This window comes from Actinorugispora endophytica (assembly GCF_004363075.1).
GTDB lineage: Bacteria > Actinomycetota > Actinomycetes > Streptosporangiales > Streptosporangiaceae > Actinorugispora > Actinorugispora endophytica.
Genome location: NZ_SNYN01000014.1, coordinates 1 through 15,616 on the forward strand (window position 1 = coordinate 1; position 15,616 = coordinate 15,616).

At 73.9% G+C, this 15,616-nt stretch carries 15 protein-coding genes; 5 read left to right on the top strand and 10 right to left on the bottom strand.

Annotated elements, in window-relative coordinates; translation table 11 throughout:
* Positions 1 to 100: 100 nt before the first annotated feature.
* The 3 genes from EV190_RS15900 to EV190_RS15910 all read right to left on the bottom strand — a co-directional run bounded on the left by EV190_RS15900 (position 101) and on the right by EV190_RS15910 (position 3,643).
* The gene (locus EV190_RS15900) at positions 101 to 1,258 is read right to left on the bottom strand and encodes a methyltransferase domain-containing protein (RefSeq protein WP_243742608.1); all 1,158 of its coding nucleotides are present in this window, start codon (positions 1,256 to 1,258) and stop codon (positions 101 to 103) included.
* A gap of 375 nt (positions 1,259 to 1,633) precedes the next feature.
* Positions 1,634 to 2,206, bottom strand: coding sequence for a DUF6069 family protein (locus EV190_RS15905; protein WP_208113202.1), 573 nt, complete (start codon positions 2,204 to 2,206; stop codon positions 1,634 to 1,636).
* A 123-nt stretch (positions 2,207 to 2,329) separates the two neighbouring features.
* Positions 2,330 to 3,643 carry an aminotransferase class I/II-fold pyridoxal phosphate-dependent enzyme gene (locus tag EV190_RS15910; RefSeq protein WP_133742360.1) on the bottom strand — a complete coding sequence of 438 codons (1,314 nt, stop codon included), beginning with the start codon at positions 3,641 to 3,643 and terminating at the stop codon, positions 2,330 to 2,332.
* Between the two features lie 95 nt (positions 3,644 to 3,738).
* On the opposite strand from EV190_RS15910, the gene EV190_RS15915 reads away from it, so the two are divergent.
* Positions 3,739 to 4,320: a hypothetical protein gene (locus EV190_RS15915; RefSeq protein WP_133742361.1), complete on the top strand. Its 582-nt coding sequence runs from the start codon at positions 3,739 to 3,741 to the stop codon at positions 4,318 to 4,320.
* A gap of 214 nt (positions 4,321 to 4,534) precedes the next feature.
* Here the strand turns inward: EV190_RS15915 and EV190_RS15920 are convergent, their stop codons facing one another.
* The 5 genes from EV190_RS15920 to EV190_RS15940 form a co-directional block, all read right to left on the bottom strand.
* On the bottom strand, positions 4,535 to 5,395 hold the full coding sequence (locus tag EV190_RS15920) for an ABC transporter ATP-binding protein (RefSeq protein ID WP_133742362.1): 861 nt from the start codon (positions 5,393 to 5,395) through the stop codon (positions 4,535 to 4,537).
* Between the two features lie 22 nt (positions 5,396 to 5,417).
* Positions 5,418 to 6,485 carry a FecCD family ABC transporter permease gene (locus tag EV190_RS15925; RefSeq protein WP_133742363.1) on the bottom strand — a complete coding sequence of 356 codons (1,068 nt, stop codon included), beginning with the start codon at positions 6,483 to 6,485 and terminating at the stop codon, positions 5,418 to 5,420.
* Positions 6,482 to 7,468, bottom strand: a complete 987-nt coding sequence (locus EV190_RS15930) for a FecCD family ABC transporter permease (RefSeq protein WP_243742609.1) — start codon at positions 7,466 to 7,468, stop codon at positions 6,482 to 6,484. The genes EV190_RS15925 and EV190_RS15930 overlap by 4 nt, the downstream gene beginning before the upstream one ends.
* A gap of 285 nt (positions 7,469 to 7,753) precedes the next feature.
* Complete coding sequence (locus EV190_RS15935; RefSeq protein ID WP_208113203.1) at positions 7,754 to 8,032, bottom strand: hypothetical protein; 279 nt, start codon at positions 8,030 to 8,032, stop codon at positions 7,754 to 7,756.
* Positions 8,033 to 8,320: 288 nt separating this feature from the next.
* Positions 8,321 to 10,648, bottom strand: a complete 2,328-nt coding sequence (locus EV190_RS15940) for a molybdopterin-dependent oxidoreductase (protein ID WP_133742365.1) — start codon at positions 10,646 to 10,648, stop codon at positions 8,321 to 8,323.
* A 119-nt stretch (positions 10,649 to 10,767) separates the two neighbouring features.
* On the opposite strand from EV190_RS15940, the gene EV190_RS15945 reads away from it, so the two are divergent.
* Entirely contained in the window at positions 10,768 to 11,730 is a 963-nt protein-coding gene (locus EV190_RS15945; RefSeq protein WP_133742366.1) for an HpcH/HpaI aldolase/citrate lyase family protein, read from the top strand.
* 70 nt (positions 11,731 to 11,800) lie between these two features.
* Here the strand turns inward: EV190_RS15945 and EV190_RS15950 are convergent, their stop codons facing one another.
* Positions 11,801 to 12,235 (bottom strand): hypothetical protein, encoded by a 435-nt coding sequence (locus EV190_RS15950; RefSeq protein ID WP_133742367.1) that lies wholly within the window; start codon positions 12,233 to 12,235, stop codon positions 11,801 to 11,803.
* Between the two features lie 203 nt (positions 12,236 to 12,438).
* On the opposite strand from EV190_RS15950, the gene EV190_RS15955 reads away from it, so the two are divergent.
* Together EV190_RS15955 and EV190_RS15960 are read left to right on the top strand one after the other, a co-directional pair.
* On the top strand, positions 12,439 to 13,137 hold the full coding sequence (locus EV190_RS15955) for a response regulator transcription factor (protein ID WP_133742368.1): 699 nt from the start codon (positions 12,439 to 12,441) through the stop codon (positions 13,135 to 13,137).
* Complete coding sequence (locus EV190_RS15960; RefSeq protein WP_133742369.1) at positions 13,134 to 14,561, top strand: HAMP domain-containing sensor histidine kinase; 1,428 nt, start codon at positions 13,134 to 13,136, stop codon at positions 14,559 to 14,561. Before EV190_RS15955 ends, EV190_RS15960 begins: the two co-directional genes overlap by 4 nt.
* A 25-nt stretch (positions 14,562 to 14,586) precedes the next feature.
* On the opposite strand, the gene EV190_RS15965 is transcribed toward EV190_RS15960, so the two are convergent.
* Complete coding sequence (locus EV190_RS15965; RefSeq protein WP_133742370.1) at positions 14,587 to 15,363, bottom strand: hypothetical protein; 777 nt, start codon at positions 15,361 to 15,363, stop codon at positions 14,587 to 14,589.
* 57 nt (positions 15,364 to 15,420) lie between these two features.
* On the opposite strand from EV190_RS15965, the gene EV190_RS23455 reads away from it, so the two are divergent.
* A complete protein-coding gene (locus tag EV190_RS23455) occupies positions 15,421 to 15,597 on the top strand; it encodes a hypothetical protein (protein WP_166655475.1) in 177 nt (58 codons plus the stop codon).
* The last annotated feature ends 19 nt before the right edge of the window (positions 15,598 to 15,616 follow it).

A 15,616-nucleotide genomic window follows, 5' to 3' on the forward strand; every position in this document is an offset into this window, starting at 1 on the left:
TCTTGGGCTTTCTGCCCTTCCCGGCCCCGAAACGGGCAGAAAGCCCACGACCGTCAACAAAACCACCGGTGCCCGAATTCACCCCCGCGCCGGAGCCTCCCTAGCCCGCGCGTTCCTTCCCGGGGTCGGGTACGAGGTCGAGGACGCGGTCGGGGGTGTCCGTCCACAGGTGCTGGCGGCCGTCGGGGGTGACGGTGAGGCCGAACCGGTCGTGCGCGGGGCGTCCGATCCGCCGCCACCAGTCGTAGGCGGCGGCGAGCTCGTCGAAGAGCGCGCGCGGGCCGTGCTGGCGCACCCGGTACCTTCCCCGGGGCCGGGGGGTGATCCGCCATGACGCCCACGAGTCCGATCCGGGGTCCATCAGGTAGACGGTGAACCGGCCGTCGGCGGGCGCGCCGTCGTGGACGACGGTCGCGAGCATGCCGGGAACGCGCAGGCCGATCGCGAAACCGGCGTCGAAGTCGGACACCGGCTCGTAGGGGTGCAGGTCGGTGGTGCTCTCGGTGTGGTCGTGTCCGGGGAGGACGCGCTCCTCGACCGATCCGTGCGGGGTGCGCTCCGACCGGGTCCACATGAACCCGACGTCGCCGCCGAAGCGGCCCGACGCGGTTCCGTCGTCGCGGACGTCCAGGCGCAGCAGGGTCCCGTTGTGGAACGCGGTGCCGAACGGGGTGACGATCCGTCCTCCCGGGCGGGTCTGGGCCACCCACGCGTACGGCACGCGCCGCACCGCCGCGGTGGCGATCACCCGGTCGTAGGGGGCGTGGCCGGGCCAACCGGCCATCCCGTCGGCGGCCACCACGGCCGGGCGGAACCCCGCCCGGGCGAGCCGGGCGCGCGCGAGGCCGGCCAGGACCGGGTCGACCTCGACGGTGGTCACGTTCCCGTCACCGAGCCGGGCCGCCAGCAGGGCGGCGTTCCAGCCGGTGCCGGTGCCGATCTCCAGCACGCGCATGCCCTCGGCGACGTCGAGCTCGTCGAGCATCAGCGCCACGATCGACGGCATCGACGCTGACGAGGAGACGTATCCGACGCCGTCCGGCGCGCCGTCGTCGAGTTGGGTGACGACCGGGGCGTCGCGGTGGACGAGCCCGCTCCACCGGCCGGGCTCCCGGGCGCGGTGGACCGGGCGGCGGTCGTCGTCCCAGACCAGGTCGGGGACGAAGGCGTCGCGGGGCACGCGCTCGAAGACGCTCCGCCACTCCCCGGGCAGGCCGCCCGCCTCGACGAGCCGGGCGACCAGGTCGGCGTGTCCCACCTACCTGCCGCCGTCCTTCTTCGGCTCCGGCGGCGGAGGCGGCGGGACCGGCCTCTCGGGCTTGTGCCCGTCGTGGTTGGAGCTGTCCTCGTGCTTACCCATGGGGACCTCCTCGGAATTCTCCGGAATCGTAGCCGGTCAGGCGCGCTCCACCAGTGGGAACGGCCGACTCCGGCCAGAAGGGGCGATCCCGCTCCCCCTCGCCTTCCCTCGCCGATCTTGACCTTTTCGGGGTCTCGGAAGCGGTTGAGACCCCGAAAAGGTCAAGATCAGCGGAGGGAGAGCGGGCGGACCCCGGGAAGCGGGGGGCCGCCGGGGGCCGGACCCCCTTTTCGAGGTCCGGCCCCTGGTGCGTTCGTCAGGACGGGTCCCGGCTCAGTCCCGGTACAGGCGGGTCCGGCCGAGGTAGGTGTCGGGCGGCAGCGCCGCCGGGCGGCGGGCGTCGTAGCCGGTGCCCGGGAGCGAGCCGTCGCTCCTGGTGGGGCGGCGCTGGAGGCGCCGCCTGCCCGGGCGCGAGGACGCGCCCACGTTGCCGAGCAGCGACAGGACGACGGAACCCACGGCCAGGTTGACCAGCGAGGTACCGATCGCGTCGGCGGGGGACGCCCCCCGCGTGAACGGGGTGATGGCGGCGACCACCGTCGCCAGGCCGACGATCCAGCCGAAGAAGGTCAGCGGACGGGGCGCGCTCAGCAGCAGAAGGTGCAGCAGGCCGGTCGCGGACAGCGCCCCGAACGCGGCCAGCGCGGTGTGGGCGGCGGTCCCGGTGCCGCCGAAGCGCCCGGTCTCCTCCGGCGCCAGGACCGGGATGCCGAGAAGCCCTCGGATGATCAGCGTTCCGACCAGGACGACGAGTGCCGCCACCACGGCCGTGGCCAGTCCACCGGCCCACAGCTTCGTCGGATCGGTTCGTCGTTTGCCCCCGACGTCGGGTCCATATTGGGCCATGCCGTTACCCCCCGATACGGCGCCTATACGGTCGATTCCGCACATACCCCCTGGTCAGTGGGGGGTAACCCCGGATCGGGCAATGCTCGCCAGGGGAGAGTGTGGGAGGCGCGCCGCGCGTTTTCACACATGTGGACCGGAAATGTGGACGGACGCGGCGATGTCTGCGGCCAGGCCGGGCATGTCCTCGACGTCGAGGCCCGAGACGGTCACCCGAATCCCCGGGGGAGAGCCTGTCCGAAACCTGCCACCGGGGGTGACCGCCCAGCCGTCGGCGAGCAGCCGTGCCACGGCGGTGGCCTCCTCGGGCACCTCGACCCACACGTTCAGCCCCGACCGGCCGCGCCCGGTCAGGCCGTGCTCGCGCAGCGCCCCGATGAGGGCCGCGCGCCGTTCGGAGTAGTGCGCGTCCACCCGCGCGGGGTCCACGGCGCCCGCGCGCCACAGTTCGACGAAGGCCTCCTGCAGCACGTGGCTGACCCAGCCCGGACCCAGCCGGTGTCCGGCCCGCACCCGGTCCACGGTCACCGGGTCGCCGGTGAGCAGCGCCAGCCGCAGGTCGGGGCCGTAGCTCTTGGTCACCGAGCGGACCACCGCCCAGTGCCCGGTCGCCCCGGCCAGGAACGCGAAGGGCCGGTCGACGAAGCCGAAGCCGTGGTCGTCCTCGATGGTGAGCACCCGGTCGTGCCCGGCGAGCGCGGCGCGCAGGGCGGCCGCGCGCCGGGCCGAGAGCACCGACCCCATCGGGTTCTGCGCCCGGTTGGTGACGATGACCGCGCGGGCCCCCGACCGCAGGGCCCCGGCCAGGTCCTCGACCAGCATGCCCTCGTCGTCCACCCGGACGGGCAGCCGCCTGAGGCCGAGTGAGGCGACCAGGTCCAGTTCGCTGTGCCAGCCCGGGTCCTCCACCGCGACCGCGTCGCCGGGCCGCACCCCCGACCGCAGCAGCCGCTCGATCGCGTCCAGCGCCCCCGAGACCGCGGTGACCTCCTCGGCGGGGACGCCGTCGGACGCGAAGAGCTCACGCGCCACCGCCAGCAGCCGGGGGGAGAGCGCGGGGGCGTCGTAGAGGGGGTGCCGCCCGTTCCGGGCGGCGGCCACCGCGGCCAGCGCCGCGCCCAGGTCCGGCAGCAGCCGGGGGTCGGGGTTGCCGTTGGAGGCGTCGCGCGCGCCGGGCGGGACCGTCCGCACCCCCGGCTCGCGGGGGGCCTTCGCGGACTGGGCCCGGACCCGCGTGCCGCGCCGCCCCGCGGTCTCGACCAGGCCGCGGTCGCGCAGCAGCCGGTACGCGGTGGCCACGGTGCTGGCGTTGACGCCGAGCTCCCCGGCCAGGTCCCTGATCGGGGGCAGCGCGGCCCCCGGCCCCATGCCCCCGGTGATGATCGCCCGCTCGACGTTGTCGGCTATCTCGTGCGATCCGCGCCCGGTGATGACCATGCCCCCATTGTGCAGGAGCGGGTGGCGCGCTCCGCGAGGGTGTGCTTTCCAGAAGGATTATCACGAAGAGTGGCGGATGCGATACTTTGTGGCGCATGTCGTCGAACGCACTGACGACGTGGCGGAAAGACCGCCACTCCCGAATTGATCGACTTCTCACCCTGCACGCCCGAGTTCGTGGCCCAGGCGAGGAAATCGAGGAGTTGAACCACGCTGTCGTCCTCAGGCTCGCAAGCGAGTTCCAGGGGTTCAGCAGACAGTTGCACACCGAATCCCTGGACTTCCTCAAAGGGAGACTCCTGCCCGGACAGCCGCAGTTCTGGACCTATCTCCTGGTTCCTTACACCAAGGCGAGCATCCTGAACACGGGCAACGCCACGGCGAAAGCACTGGCCGAGGACTTCGGCCTGTTCGGTGTCCTGCTCTGGGAGAAACTGAGGCAGACCTATCCTGGTCAAGTGGATGCCTGGCGTCGAGAGCTGAACTGGCTCAACAAGGCGCGTAACGCGCTGGCGCATGAGGACTACAACCAGTTGGTGAAACTCACTGCGGACAGCGTGTCGATCGACGACGCGCGAGCGCGGAAGTGGAAGACAGTTCTGGATGAACTCACTGAGGGTATTGACCGGATCGTAGGAGACCACTTCGGAATCGTGTTCGGAGTGCGGCCTTGGTAGGAGGATTGATGGACAGCGCTCCCGAGATCGCGGACAGGGTTCGGGTTCCATGGGGTGTCGACCACGTGGAAGGCGTGGTTACCGAGATGATCGGGATGCCACGGGAACCATGGGCGCAGGTCGAGATCCTGCTTGAGGGGATGGAGGAGCCGATGTACATCAACTTCCCCATCTCCATGATCGAACCGGCCCAGGCCGCCTGACGCCCCTTTCCTCAGTTCACCCGGGACCTCAGGGCCTGGCCGGCCCTCTTGGCGGCGAGGCGCCGGGTGATCCTGCCCTGGCGGTCGCTCGGAACCACCAGCGGGGTCCCGGTCTCGGGGTCGGGGATGACCCGGCAGGGCAGGCCGAAGACCTCCTCCACCAGTTCGGCGGTGACGATCTCGTCGGGGTCGCCCTCGGCCACCACCGCGCCGTCCTTCATCGCGATCAGGTGCGTGGCGTACCGGCACGCGTGGTTCAGGTCGTGCAGCACCGCCACCAGGGTGTGCCCGCGCTCGTGGTGCAGCTCGGCGCACAGGTCCAGCATGTCCATCTGGTGGGCGATGTCCAGGAAGGTGGTCGGCTCGTCCAGCAGCAGCAGCGGGGTCTGCTGCGCGAGCACCATCGCCAGCCACACGCGCTGGCGCTGGCCGCCGGAGAGCTCGTCCACCATCCGCCCGGACAGCTCCGACACCCGGGTGGACTCCATCGCCTCGGCGATGATCCGCTCGTCGGCGCGCGACCACTGCTTCAGGAACTTCTGGTGCGGGTACCGCCCCCGGGCCACCAGGTCGGCCACGGTGATGCCGTCGGGCGCGATCGAGGACTGCGGCAGCAGCCCCAGCCGCCGCGCGACCTCCTTGGACGGGTACGAGCTGATCAGCCGCCCGTCCAGGTGCACCGCCCCGGCGGAGGGCTTGAGCATCCGGGACAGCGCGCGCAGCAGCGTGGACTTGCCGCACGCGTTGGGTCCGACGATGACGGTGAAGGAGTTGTCCGGGACGGCGATCCCCAGGTTCCGGGAGATGACGCGCTGGTCGTAGGCCAGCGTCAGGTTCTCCCCCCGCAACCGCTCCTGATGGGGCTGGGACATGTCGTCTCCTCGTCGTTCTCCGTCAGGCACGGCCGCCCCGCCATTCCGAGTAGAGCAGCCAGACCAGATACGTTCCGCCGATGACCGCGGTGACCACGCCCACCGGGAGCTGGACGGGCGCCAGCAGCCGCATCGCCGCCAGGTCCGCGCACAGCATCAGCGCCGCGCCCATCAGGGCCGAGCCGAACAGGGTCGTGCCGTTGGCCCGGGTCAGCCGCCGGGCCAGTTGGGGCGCGGCCAGGGCGACGAAGGAGATCGGCCCCGACACCGCGATCGCGAGCCCGGTCAGCGCGCTGGCCGCGACCAGCGCCAGCACCTGGGTCCGCTGCGTGGACACGCCGAGCGCGTGCGCGATGTCGTCGCCCATCTCCATCAGCCGCAGCCGTCGGCCGAGCAGCAGGAGCAGCGGGACCAGCACCGCCGCGCCGGCGCCGACCGCGGCCACGTGCCCCCAGGTGCGGGCGTTGAGGCTGCCGATCAGCCAGACCTGCGCCGTGGACGCGTCGGTGAGTTCGGCGCGGGAGACGAGGTAGTGCGTCGCCGCCGACAGCATCGCGCTGACGCCGATGCCGACCAGGACCAGCCTGTACCCCTGCACGCCCCGCCGCAGGGCCAGCAGGTAGACGGCCCCGGCCGTGGCCACGCCGCCGACGACGGCGCCCAGGGACACCTGGAGCATGCCGCCGTTCAGGACCAGGATGGTCAGGACCGCGCCGGTGGACGCGCCCTGGGTGAAGCCGATGATGTCGGGGCTGCCGAGCGGGTTGCGCGACAGGCTCTGGAACACCGCGCCCGCCACGCCCAGCGCCGCGCCCGCCAGGATCGCGGTCAGGGCGCGGGGCAGGCGGACCCCCCGCACGAAGAACGTGTCGATCCGCTCGCCCCGGCCGAGCAGCGCGTCCAGCACGGCGGGCGGCGGGATCCGGTAGTCGCCGACCATGAGGGCGGTCAGCAGGGCCGTCGCGATCAGGGCGGCCAGGGCGAGGCAGGAGCCGAAGAAGCGCGGGCGAAGCCGGAAGTCCAGGGGGCCGAGGCGGACCGCGCGGGCGGGGCGGGGCGCTCGGGCGGGGCGGGGGAGCGTCGCGGTCACGGCTGGGCCGCCCTCGTGCGCCGGACCAGGGCGATGAAGACCGGGGCGCCCACGAACGCGGTGATGATGCCGACCTCCAGTTCGCCGCTGGGCAGCACCACGCGGCCCAGGGTGTCCGCGCCCACCAGCAGGACCGCCGCCAGCACCGCCGAGTAGGGCAGCACCCAGCGCTGGTCCGGGCCGGTGACCAGGCGCGCGACGTGCGGCACGGCCAGGCCCACGAAGGCGATCGGCCCGGCGGCGGCGGTGGCCGCCCCGCAGAGCAGGACGACGGCGAGCGCGGTGAGCAGCCGGATCCGGTTGATGTTCGCGCCGAGCGCGGCGGCGAGGTCCTCGCCCAGGGCGACCGCGTTCAGCGCCGGGCCGAGGAACAGCGAGACCGCGATCCCGGCCAGCAGGAACGGGGCGACCTGGGCGAGGACCTCCAGGTCGCGCCCTGCCAGGGACCCCACCTGCCAGAACCGGAGCTCGTCGAAGACGAACTCGTTGACGGTGATGACGGCGTTGACGAGGCCCAGCAGCACCGCGCCGACGGCGGTCCCGGCCAGGGCCAGGCGCACCGGGGTCGCGCCGGTGCGCCCCCGGGTCCCCAGGAAGTAGACCAGCGCGGCGGTGAGCGCGGCGCCGGCGAAGGAGAACCAGACGTAGACGCCGGGGTCGGTCAGGCCGAAGACGAAGACCGCCGCCACCACGGCGGCGGTGGCGCCCATGTTGACGCCGAGCAGGCCGGGGTCGGCGAGCGGGTTGCGCACCAGGGCCTGCATGAGCGCCCCGGCCAGGCCCAGCGCCGCGCCGACCGCGACGCCCAGGACGGTGCGGGGCACCCGAAGCTCCATGACGACGGTGTGGTCGTAGGAGCCGTCGAAGCGCCACAGGGCGTCCCACACGGTGCCGACGGGGATGGACGCGGCGCCGACCGCCACGCTCAGCAGGGCCAGGAGCGCGAGGAGGCCGAGGGCCAGCAGCAGTCCGACGGCTCGCAGCGCGTGCGTCGTGGCCTTCGCGGTGGTGCGCCGGGCGAAGGCGGTCCGCGCGACGGAGGCGTCGTCCGTGTCGGAGAGGTCCGCGACGACCGAGGCCGGTCGCTCCAGGCTCACGGGGAGCCGCACCCGGGCACCGGGGCGGGGTGCCGAAACCGCAGGGACAACACAGGCCTCCGTGGACGCGTCGTCAGAACTTAGACAAGGCTAACCTATGTCCCATGCGGCCTGAAGGGGAGGGGAGTGTGCGGTACGTCGCCGACGCGCGCGGGGCCTCCCCGGAGGTGCTCACGAGGGTTCGGCGTCGTGCGCCCCGCCCGCCCGCCGGTGCCCTTTGCGCCGCGACCGGGAGGCCGCGTGGTGCAGGTGGTGCAGCCACCAGGCCCCGGCGCACACGACCGCGCTGACCCCGGTGAGCACCCACGACGCCGTGGTCCCGCCCGTCATGGTGTTCACCAGGAGCGACCCGAGGGTGAGGGCGGTGGCGACGACCGGCAGCGCCAGCCGCAGCAGTGGCCCGAGGGAGCGCTTGCGCCGTGGGGGGCGAGAAGGGTTGCGACGTTTCATGATGGTTCGCACTGTAGGGGATCGGGGGTCGGCGTGGTGCTGGAAAAGGGGGGAATGGGGGAGGCTCCGGCGCGGGGTCCGAGGGTCGGTCCCGCCCCCGCTCGGAATGATCACGGGCTTTCCGCCCTTCCATGCCCGGAAACGGGCGGAAAGCCCAAGGCCGTCAACGAAACCCCCACGCGACGGACATGATGGGCGCGGCCCGGCGCTTGAGTTCGTGCCCGCCGCACCCGCCCCCGGTGGACGCCTTTCCCGCCGCGCGCCCGGGCGCGCCCACGGCGCCGGGCCCTAATCCGCCGGTCCGGTGATCCTCGGGGGCTCGAAGGCGCGGACCGGGGGGACGGGGCCGTCGACGCGGGCGGCCTCCACCAGGGCCAGCTGGCCCGTGCAGCCGTGGCTCAACCGGGACGTCCCCACGTCCGTGGTCAGCGCGTTGGGGTTGCCGTGCGCGCAGGTCACCTCGGTCGAGGACGGGTCGAACCAGGCGCCCGTGGACAACTGGACCACGCCCCGGCGCACCCCGTCGTCCAGCACCGCCCCGGCCAGGCAGCTGCCCCGGTCGTTGAACAGCCGCACCACGTCGCCGCCCGCGATCCCGCGCGCCGCCGCGTCGGCCGGGTGCAGCCGCACCGGCGCGCGGTCGGCGACCTTCTGCGCGCGGCTGTGCGCGCCCATGTCCTGCTGGCTGTGCAGCCGCCCGTCCGGCTGGTTGGCGACCAGCGTCAGCGGCCACTCCCCCGAGCGCGCCGACCCCGGGCGCTCGGCCGGGTCCAGCCAGGCCGCGTGCCCCGGGCAGTCCGGGTACCCGAACCCCGCGACGGTCTCCGAGTACAGCTCGATCCGCCCGCTGGGGGTCCCCAGGGGGTTCGCCGCCGGGTCCGCGCGGAACGCGCCGAACAGCGCCGCGTCCTCCACCCGGTGGGGGATGTCCACGCCGCCGTCCGCCCAGAAGGCGTCGAAGTCCGGCAGCGGCGCCGCGCCCTGCCGCCCGCGCCACTCCTCGTACATGTGCCGCAGCCATTCCGCCGAGGTGCGGCCCTCGGTGAACTCCGCGCCGACGCCCAGCCGCCCGGCCAGCGCGGCGAACGTGTCGTACTCGTCGCGCGCCGATCCGTGCGGGGGAACCGCCCGCCGCATCACGCGCAGCCGCAGGTCGCCCTGGCTGGCGGTGAAGTCGTCGCGCTCCAGCGTGGTCGTGGCGGGCAGCACGATGTCGGCGTGCCGGGCCGTGGCCGTCCAGTGCGTCTCGTTCACCACCACCGTGTCCGGCCGCCCGAACGCCCGCCGCAGCCGGGCCAGGTCCTGGTGGTGGTGGAAGGGGTTGCCGCCCGCCCAGTACACGAGCCTGATGTCGGGGTAGCGCAGCCGCCGCCCGTCGAAGTCGAATGGCTCGCCCGGGTGCAGCAGCATGTCCGAGACCCGGGCCACCGGGATCAGCGAGTCCACCGGGTTGGTCCCCTGGGGCAGCCGGGGCGGCGCGACGGGGGTCGCCCCCCCGCCGTAGTTCCCGCTGGAGCCGTACCCGGTGGCGAACCCGCCGCCGGGCAGCCCGATCTGGCCCAGGCAGGCGGCCAGCGCGATGCCCGCCCACATCGGCTGCTCGCCGTACCGGGAGCGCTGCACCGACCAGCCCACGTTGACCAGGGTGCGCCGCTCCGCCATCCGCCGCGCCAGCGCGCGCAGCACGTCGGCGTCCAGCCCGCTGATCGCGCCCGCCCATTCAGGCGTCTTGGGGGTGCCGCCGTCCTCGCCGAGCACGTACCGGCGCAGTTCGGGCCAGCCCGTGGTGAAGCGCGCCAGGAACGCGGTGTCGGCCAGGGAATCGGTGACGAGCACGTGGATCAGCGCGAGCAGGATCGCGGTGTCCGTGCCCGGTTCCGCCGAAAGCCACCGGGCGCCCAGTCCGGCGGCGGTGTCGTCGCGCAGCGGGCTGATCGAGACGATCTCGGTGCCCGCGCGCGCCGCCGCGCGCATGCCCGGCTCGGCGGTGCGCGCGGCCCGCCCGCCCGAGGCGGTCCAGGTGTTGGAGACCCGCAGCCCGCCGAAGCTCACCAGCAGTTCGGTGTGCTCGGCGACGGCCTCCCACGTGGGCGCGCGCCGCAGCAGGTCGTGGGTCCCGGCCGCGCCGACCACGTGCGGGAACAGCACCTCCACGGCCGCGTGGCTGTAGGTGTTGACCGACCGGGTGTAGCCGCCGAGCGTGTTGAGGAAGCGGTGCAGCTGGCTCTGGGCGTGGTGGAACCGGCCCGCGCTCGCCCAGCCGTAGGAGCCGCCGTAGACCGCCGCGTCGCCGTGCTCGCGGCGCACCCGGTCCAGCTCCCCGGCCAGCAGGTCCAGCGCGGTGTCCCAGCCCACCGACACGTACTCGTCGTCGGGGTCCCCGCGCCGGGGGTCGGGCCCGGGGCCGTTCTCCAGCCAGCGCCTGCGCACGACGGGGCGGTCCACCCTGGTGGCGTGGTGCTGCGCGGCAGGCGCGTTCCCGATCATCGGGGAGGGGTCCGGGTCCCGCGGGTCGGGCCGCACCCCCACCACCCGGCCGTCGCGCACCAGCGCCTCGTAGACGCCCCAGTGCGAACTCGTCGGGTGGGCCGTCGTCGGCCCGGTGTCGCCCGCCATCGTCTTCTTCCTCCCCGAGTACGGAAAATCCCCGGGCCAGCTTATGCAGCGGCGGCCGCGCCCCGGCGCGGAGGGTTTTGCCAGGATGGGGCAACGCAGTCGATGGGGAGGAGCCGCGCATGAACGCGGTCGTGGCGCGCTCGCGCAGGTCGGTGCTCGCGGTCCCGGGGTCCAACCCCCGGTTCGTCGAGAAGGCGCGCGGGCTGGAGGTGGACGCGTTCTTCCTGGACCTGGAGGACGCGGTGGCGCCGCTGGAGAAGGACGCGGCCCGCCACGCGGTGGTGGCCGCGCTGAACGAGGGCGGCTGGGGCGGCAGGGTCCGCTCGGTCCGGGTCAACGACATCGCCTCCGAGTGGACCTACCGCGACGTCATCACGGTCGTGGAGGGCGCCGGGGCGAACCTGGACTGCCTGGTCCTGCCCAAGGTCTCCGACGCCTCCCAGGTGCGCTGGCTGGACACCCTGCTGTCCCAGATCGAGCGGGCGGTCGGCCTGGAGCAGGGCCGCATCGGGATCGAGGCCCAGATCGAGGACGCGCGCGGGCTGGTCAACGTCGACGAGATCGCCGCCGCGTCGCCCCGCCTGGAGAGCCTGGTCTACGGTCCGGCCGACTTCATGGCCAGCATCGCCATGAAGACGCTGACGGTGGGGGAGCAGCCGCCCGGCTACGACGTCGGCGACGCCTACCACTACGTCCTGATGCGCATCCTGACGGCCGCGCGCGCCAACGGCCTCCAGGCCGTCGACGGTCCCTGCCTCCAGATCCGCGACGTGGAGGCGTTCACCCGCTCGGCCCGGCGCACCGCCGCGCTCGGGTTCGACGGCAAGTGGGTGCTGCACCCGGGGCAGGTGGCGGCCGCCAACGAGGTCTACGCCCCCGCCCAGGAGGACTACGACCACGCCGAACTCGTCCTGGACGCCTACGAGTACGCCACGACGGTGCGCCGCCGCGGCGCGGTGATGCTCGGCGACGAGATGCTCGACGAGGCGTCCCGCAAGATGGCCCTCGTCGTCGCGGGCAAGGGCCGCGCGGCGGGCCTGGAGCGCACCACCGCGTTCGTCCCGGAGGAGTCCCCTCGGTGATCCCGGCGCCGGCGTCCCGGCGGTCCCTGCTTCGGGGACGCCGGCGCCGGGACCGCCACGGGGAGGGGCGTCACACCCTCGGCCCGCAGGCCTCCTTCCCGGCCAGGCCGTCGAGGAGCAGGGCCAGGCCGATGCCCAGCAGCCAGCTGTCCTTGGCCAGGGCGATGCCCTGGGGGGAGGGGCGGATGCCGTCCGAAAGGCGGGCGTCGGGGTCGGTGAGGTAGAGCCGGACCAGCCCGCTCGCGAAGCCGGTGAGGGCGGCGCCCGCCAGGGCGCTGGGGACGACCGGCAGCAGCAGGGCCGCGCCGAGCGCGATCTCGGTCGTGCTCAGCAGGCGGGTGAACTTCTCCGGTTCCATGTCCTTCAGCGGCGGGAAGACGCGGGCCCCGCCGCTGTGCAGGTAGGCGGCGGTGCCGGGGTCGGCGCCGCGCTTGCCGAGGCCGGAGTTGAGGATGAACGCGCCCGAGATCAGGCGCAGCGGCAGGTGAGCGGGACGGATGCCCATCATGGTCCTCCACGGGAAGCGGTCGGGGAAAACATCCCCCCACCCCTACCCGCCCGGCGCGCGCGGCACCTCCCCGCCACGCGGTCCGGACCGCTTCTTTGCCGATCGGGAGGTCCGGGAGCGGTGTCCGTCCGCCGGGCCTCTTACCCCGGTCGACGTGTCCTCTTACCGATCGCTAACCCCCATGGGCGACGATGAGGTCCATGAGCCCCGCCTGCACCGTGCTGATCGCCGACGACGACCGCGCCATCCGCGAATCCCTCGAACGGGCCCTCCAGTTGGAGGGCTACGAGGTGCGCGTCGCGGCGGACGGGGTGCAGGCGCTCGCCGCCGTGCACGCCGACCCCGTCGACCTGCTCGTCCTCGACGTGATGATGCCCGGGGTCGACGGCCTCGGGGTGTGCCGGGTCCTGCGCGCCGAAGGCGACCGCACCCCGATCCTGATGCTCACCGCGCGGGTGGAGACCCCCGACCGGGTCGCCGGACTGGACGCCGGAGCCGACGACTACCTGCCCAAGCCCTTCGACCTGGACGAGCTGCTGGCCCGGATGCGGGCCCTGCTGCGCCGGGCCGCGCCGCAGACCGGCGAGGGGACGGCCGAACCGCTCATCCAGGTCGGCGACCTGCGGATCGACCCGGGCGCGCGGCGGGTCTGGCGGGCCGGGCGCGAGGTCGAGCTCTCCAAGACCGAGTTCGACCTGCTCGAACTGCTGGCCCGCAACGCCGGCATCGTGCTCGACCACGCCACCATCTACGACCGCATCTGGGGCTACGACTTCGGGCCGGAGTCCAAGAACCTGGCCGTCTACATCAGCTACCTGCGCCGCAAGCTGGAACCGGCGGGCACCTCCCCGATGATCCAGACCGTCCGGGGCGTCGGCTACACCGTCCGCCCCCGATGAGCGGGACGTCCGGGGAGGGCGCCGTCCGGGGCTCCCGGACCAGGCTCGGCGAGGCGAGCCTGGGAACCCGCTTCGCGGTCACGTTCGCGCTGGTCGCGGCGGTGGTCATCGTGCTCGTGGGGTCGCTGGCCTACAACGCCGCCGCGACCCTGGTCCGCAACAGCGCCCAGCAGGAGTTCGACAGCACGGTCTCGGGGGTGGCGCAGACCCTGAGCGCCTCGGCCGAGGGCCGGAGCGGCTTCAACGAGCTCAACCTGGTGCACTCCAAGACCTTCTCGTTCCAGGTGGTCGACGGCAACGGCGACGTGATGGTCCCCCTGGGCGGGGGAGCGGCGTCCGACGCGCTGCCCGTCACCGACGCCGACCGCGCCGCCGCCGCGCACCGCGCGGCCGGCCTGGTGAACGTGCGCCTCGACGGGTCCCGCGGCGAACCGCTCCGCGTCGCGACGGTCTCCTTCGGCCAGGGCCTCGGCGCCGTGCAGATCGTCCAGCGGCTGAGGCCCACCGAGCAGCTCCTGGACACCCTGGCCTGGCAGATGGTCATGGTCGGCATGGTGGCGCTCGCCGGCGCGGGCCTCGCGGGCTGGCTGGTGGCGCGCCGCGTCACCGGCCGCCTGGTCCGCCTCACCGAGGCCGCCGAGTACGTCACCTCCACCGGGCGCCTCGACCGGGTGACCTCCACCGACGGCAACGGCGGCAAGGACGAGGTGGGCCGCCTCGGCAACGCCTTCAACGCGATGCTGGCCCGGCTCGCCGCCTCGAAGGAGGAGCAGCGGCGCCTCGTCCAGAACGCCTCGCACGAACTGCGCACCCCGCTGACCAGCCTGCGCACCAACGTCAGCGTCATGAAGCGGTTCGACCGGCTCTCCCCCGACGCGCGGAGGCGGCTCGTCGACGACCTCCAGGGCGAGACCCGGGAGCTCACCGACCTGGTCAACGAGTTGGTGGGGCTGGCCACCGAGACCCACGAGGACGAGGTCGCGCAGGAGGTGGCGCTGCGCGAGGTCGCCGAGCGCGTCGCCGCGCGCGGCCGCCGCCGCACCGGGCGCGAGATCGTCGTGGACGCCGACGGCAGCGTCGTCGAGGGGCGGCCGAGCGCGTTGGAGCGCGCCCTGTCCAACCCGGTGGAGAACGCCGCGAAGTTCGACCCGGAGGGCGCCGCCCCGATCGAGATCAGCGTCCGCGACGGCGTCGTGGAGATCCGGGACCGGGGCCCCGGAATCGACGAGGCCGAGCTCGCGCACGTCTTCGAGCGCTTCTACCGCGCGACCTCGGCGCGCGGCCTCCCCGGTTCGGGCCTGGGCCTGTCCATGGTGCAGGACATCGCCGAGTCCCACGGCGGGACGGTCCGCGCCCGCAACAGGGAGGGCGGCGGCGCCGTCATCGAGATACGCCTGCCCGTGGTGCGGGACCCCCACGGGTGAACCGGCCCGGCCGCCCGCGGGCGGCCTACGCGGTGGGCCGCCTGCCGTTCCCGGGCCGCGCCGCCGGGGCCCGGCCCGGTCGGGGCGGGCCGCCCTCCGGCCGGGCTCCGCGTCGCACGGTCCCGCGCAGCCCCTGCCCCGGGGGGTGGTCGAGCGCCCCCGCGCCCACCCCGGGCGGGACGGCTCCCAGGTCGCCGCGCCACCGTTCGATGGTGTCGAAGAAGTCCTCCCCGCGCCGGGCGTCCTCCGCGGCGGACGGCAGCCAGACGCGCACCCCCTCGTCCTTCAGGAAGGTGTGGAGTGCGAACGGTTCGAGCGCGCGGTTGATCTGGTCCGGGTCCAGGACCCCGTGCCGCAGGAGGGGCCGCGCCAGCGCGTCGTTGGCGGCCCGGAGCCGGTCGGCACCCAGGATTCGCGCCGCGTCGGCCGCGGCCCGGTCCAGGTCGACCACGTCCTCGGGGAAGGCGCGCCGGAGCTGCTCGACGTAGAAGTGGTCGTGCCGCGGGTGGACCCGGGTGACGGCCGAGACCAGGCGGGGGTGCGTCGCCGCGGTCACGCCGTTGCGGCCGAGGAGGTCGAGTTCCGCCCGGTAGCCGGCCATGGCGGCGATCGCCGCCTGCTGGAGCTCCGCCTCGATCTCGAAGAGCGCTCCGCCGGCGAGCGGGAGCCCGCTCCGGGGGTGGCGCCGGGCCGTCCCGTCGAGGCTCAGCCAGAGCTCCCTCGGCTCCGCCCCGAACACGCTCGCCACCGTCATATGGCCGCACTCGTGTTCGGCTCGCTGGCGGTTCCGTTCCAGACTCAACAGCGCCTCGCTCCCTCGGCCCGGCAGGCTCGCGGGCAGTGCCTTTAGGGTAGGCGCATGAAGTCTTTGGACGACGGCCAGAGCCCCGCCGACGACGGTCCGACCCCCGCCCCGGGGAAGCCCTCCCGCAGGCGCCGGCTGAGTGTCGCGCTCGTGACGCCGGCCGAGGACGTCACGGACGAGGGGTTCGGCGCTCCCGAGCTCCTCCCGAAGGACGCCCCGGAAGCGCCCTAGCGTCCCGCGTCCGGCGCTC

What these genes read in the sequence shown, in the direction of transcription:
- EV190_RS15910 (WP_133742360.1), bottom strand. Translation starts at nt 3,643, where the DNA reads ATGGTCATCACCGGGCGCGGATCGCACGAGATAGCCGACAACGTCGAG.
- EV190_RS15935 (WP_208113203.1), bottom strand. Translation starts at nt 8,032, where the DNA reads ATGAAACGTCGCAACCCTTCTCGCCCCCCACGGCGCAAGCGCTCCCTC.
- EV190_RS15945 (WP_133742366.1), top strand. Translation starts at nt 10,768, where the DNA reads ATGAACGCGGTCGTGGCGCGCTCGCGCAGGTCGGTGCTCGCGGTCCCG.
- EV190_RS15905 (WP_208113202.1), bottom strand. Translation starts at nt 2,206, where the DNA reads ATGGCCCAATATGGACCCGACGTCGGGGGCAAACGACGAACCGATCCG.
- EV190_RS15950 (WP_133742367.1), bottom strand. Translation starts at nt 12,235, where the DNA reads ATGGGCATCCGTCCCGCTCACCTGCCGCTGCGCCTGATCTCGGGCGCG.
- EV190_RS15940 (WP_133742365.1), bottom strand. Translation starts at nt 10,648, where the DNA reads ATGGCGGGCGACACCGGGCCGACGACGGCCCACCCGACGAGTTCGCAC.
- EV190_RS15955 (WP_133742368.1), top strand. Translation starts at nt 12,439, where the DNA reads ATGAGCCCCGCCTGCACCGTGCTGATCGCCGACGACGACCGCGCCATC.
- EV190_RS23455 (WP_166655475.1), top strand. Translation starts at nt 15,421, where the DNA reads ATGAAGTCTTTGGACGACGGCCAGAGCCCCGCCGACGACGGTCCGACC.
- EV190_RS15960 (WP_133742369.1), top strand. Translation starts at nt 13,134, where the DNA reads ATGAGCGGGACGTCCGGGGAGGGCGCCGTCCGGGGCTCCCGGACCAGG.
- EV190_RS15915 (WP_133742361.1), top strand. Translation starts at nt 3,739, where the DNA reads ATGTCGTCGAACGCACTGACGACGTGGCGGAAAGACCGCCACTCCCGA.
- EV190_RS15920 (WP_133742362.1), bottom strand. Translation starts at nt 5,395, where the DNA reads ATGTCCCAGCCCCATCAGGAGCGGTTGCGGGGGGAGAACCTGACGCTG.